The organism is Nucisporomicrobium flavum (genome assembly GCF_016464385.1).
Lineage (GTDB): Bacteria > Actinomycetota > Actinomycetes > Mycobacteriales > Micromonosporaceae > Actinoplanes > Actinoplanes flavus_A.
In genome coordinates this window covers 1-2970 of sequence record NZ_JADMLH010000043.1, presented here as the reverse complement: position 1 = coordinate 2970, position 2970 = coordinate 1, and the positions used below count along the sequence as shown (strand labels likewise).

3 protein-coding genes are annotated in these 2970 nt (G+C 65.8%); 2 read left to right on the top strand and 1 reads right to left on the bottom strand.

The genetic code is table 11. The features are described 5' to 3' along the window. Positions 1–180: 180 nt before the first annotated feature. On the bottom strand, positions 181–729 hold the full coding sequence (locus tag IT780_RS41405; RefSeq protein WP_199517383.1) for a hypothetical protein: 549 nt from the start codon (positions 727–729) through the stop codon (positions 181–183). 564 nt (positions 730–1293) lie between these two features. On the opposite strand from IT780_RS41405, the gene IT780_RS42480 reads away from it, so the two are divergent. Continuing rightward, positions 1294–2031, top strand: coding sequence for a site-specific integrase (locus IT780_RS42480; RefSeq protein ID WP_233414383.1), 738 nt, complete (start codon positions 1294–1296; stop codon positions 2029–2031). 4 nt (positions 2032–2035) lie between these two features. Beyond that, the gene (locus tag IT780_RS42475; RefSeq protein ID WP_307831678.1) at positions 2036–2452 is read left to right on the top strand and encodes a tyrosine-type recombinase/integrase; all 417 of its coding nucleotides are present in this window, start codon (positions 2036–2038) and stop codon (positions 2450–2452) included. The last annotated feature ends 518 nt before the right edge of the window (positions 2453–2970 follow it).

Below are 2970 nucleotides of genomic sequence, written 5' to 3'. Positions count from 1 at the left end.
ATCCTGGCCCACTGTCCGGTTCGCCGGCACCCGCGTGTACTCGCCGAACAGGTCGGGCCCGGCGAGCATGTCGCGACGGGCCGTGTACGGAAGATCGACCAGGTCGGTGTCGTCCAGGCGCAGCGAGGCCGATCGTCCGGCCCCGCCGGACGATCGGCCGCTGATCGTTCCCGTCGGCCGTCAGGACCACTTGATCGACGACACCTTGTCGTTCGTCCCCACGTTGAGGTTGCCGGCCGAGCCGCGATAGCCGTCCGACGCGCCACCGAAGCTCGGGTCCTCGAAGTGCTTCGCCCAGCAGTGCGAGAACAGCGTGGACGAGGAGACGCGGTTCACCCAGCCGCTCGGCATCGGGTCCTGGGTGTAGTCAAGGTCGGCCGTGGTGCTCGTGCAGCCGCCGTTGTTGCGCCAGAACCAGTAGGTCCCGCCGAGCGGGTTCTGGTAGTTCCAGTCGTAGGCGATCTCGATCAGCGTCGGGATGACGCCGAGGTTGGCCTGGGCCGCCCTGGCCCCGGGCGCGCCGCCCTTGGGCTCGCCCATCTGCCCGCCCATGGCCACGAAGTACTCGCGGGCCTCCTGGAAGGTGGCGAAGCACTTCTCGGAGGACGGGTTGCCGATCTCGGCCATGCAGTGGTTGGCCACCGGTTCGGCCGGTGCCGCCGACGCCGGCGCCGTGCCGAGGGCCAGCACGCTGCCGACGGCCGCCGCAGCCGCTGAAACGTAACGCATCTGTTGATCCTTCCGGAGGTGGCCCGCCGCGTCGGCCGGCCGATGGGAACCACCGTGGATCGCGGCTGTTGAGCAAACGTTGAACCGTCGTTGAAACGCGGGCCCGAAGACCGACGGTTCGGCGAGTCAGTGCGGGAGGACGACGCAGCCGCATCCGCTTGACCGTGACCGCACTGATCGACTGGCCCGCCGCCGTCAATTCGGCCACCTTCGCCGCGTCCCGCTCCGCAAGAGTGCGCCGGGCCGGCTCGAAAAGATCGTCCTGACGGGCCAGGTGCGGTTACAAGCCGCAAAGGATCTCCGTTCTCCCTCGCCATGGCATGGTTGTGCCAACGTGGATAGCCGATGGACGGAGAAGGATGGCCAGACCAGGCGTTGGGCGGCCGGGGGCTTAATCGAGCGGGACTTGCTCGGCGCTGCGTTGCGGGCCTGCAGGTCTTTATTTCGATCACCGCCTGATCGAGTGACATCGACACTTGCGGGTTGCTGCGTGCGACGCCGCTCGTTGGTCAAGGTGAAGATTCCTCCTATCTGGGAGCCATGACTGGAGCGGAGGCGCGGGCCATGTCCGATACCGAAGCGATTGTTCAAGACCCGGTGACAGGGCTGTTCGGGTTCCGGCTGGAGATGGGTCGTGACCACGAAGGGATTCGGGTGCAGGCCCGGCGGTCCGGCTTCACCACGGCGAAGGCAGCGAAAATTGAATATGTCCGGCTGTGCCGGCAGCGGGACGCGCAGCACCCGACGCCACGACTGAGTGACAGTGTGCAGAGCGTTTGTGAGGGCTGGGTGCTGTCCCGGGAGCAGGAGCTTGAGCCGAACACGGTGTACGGCTACCGGTGGCTGTTCGGTCTGATCTATCCGTACGTGGGCGGTGTACGCGCCGGACGGCTCAGCGCTCGGATGGTCGAGCGGGCCTATCGGGAGTTGGAAGGCTGCGGTTACTCCCGTACCACCCTGCGGACGCTGAACCTGGTGTTGGCGAAGGCCTTCGCGGAGGAGGTCGGCCGGACCTTGGGTGCGCGCAGGCCGCGCGAGAGTGACAAAGAGCGACTGGTGTGGTCGCTCGCCGAGGCGCGGCGTTTCGGAGACCACGTCGCGGATGATCGTCTGTATCCGTTGTGGCGGCTGCTGCTGGTGACTGGGCTACGGCGCGGTGAGCTGTGCGGTCTACGCTGCGGTCCTCGAGCCGCTGCAAGGCGCCCTGACCGTGCGGCGGCAGCTGGTGGTCGAGGATCCGGGAGGCCGGGTTCGGGTGAAGCCGCCGAAGTCACACAACGGTATTCGAACGCTGGTCCTTGATCCGGTGACACTCGAATTGCTCGGGCCGCTCGCAGCGGGGCCGCCATCGCGGTATGTGTTCGCCGGCCGCTGGGGTCAGCCGATCCGCCCTGACAACCTCACCGACCGGTTCAACCAGCTGGCCGCAGCCGCGAAGGTCCGGCCGATCGGCCCGCACCAGATTCGGCACCTGATCGCGTCGACGCTGCTGGACGCCGGCTACGGCGTCCACGAAGTCGCTGAGCGCCTCGGCCACGATCCGGCCACCCTCATGCGCTACTACACCCGAGTCAGCGCGGCCAGGCGCCTGCAGGCCTCGGACCGGATCGCTAAGCTGATGACAGCATCCGAAATCCAACCAAGGCCGCTGCGAAACTGGGCTGACTGCACCACGCACCTTCTCCCTGACGTAAGCAGATCCGTCGAGAACCGCACCCGCTGAGGCCCGGAAGACGCATCCGGCTCTGAGTAATCGCGGGCCGAACCTGCGGGACACGACTCCGAGACTGTCCCGCCTGCATTGCCCGTCAGTGGAACTGCCGCGGCCGTTATAATAATCGATGGAATCGAGCAACGGCGATTGGCCGAAATCGCGGTTGGTGCCCGGGGGAATTTGACGGGAGAATCGTTAGCGAAGAAGAAAGTGCGAGCATGATCGGGTTCCGATCAAGGGTGGTCAATCAGTTGGTGGGTCAGCACGCCGCTCATCGGATGGATCGGCTCACTGGGGCGCCGGCAGGACACTGATAAAGTTCCAGGAGAACTCGTTCGAGGGATCCCGGATAGGAAAGCTCCTGGTAGACAGCCTGCGCTGGGTGCCTCAGGGGGTAGTTGGCAGCCACACCTTTACTCGGCCGGGTATACTTGTCAGCGACCTGGTAAAACGTTTGCTAGCACGTCGCTGGACCTTTCATGTCCTGGGGGTCAAGGGGTCGCAGGTTCAAATCCTGTCAGCCCGAC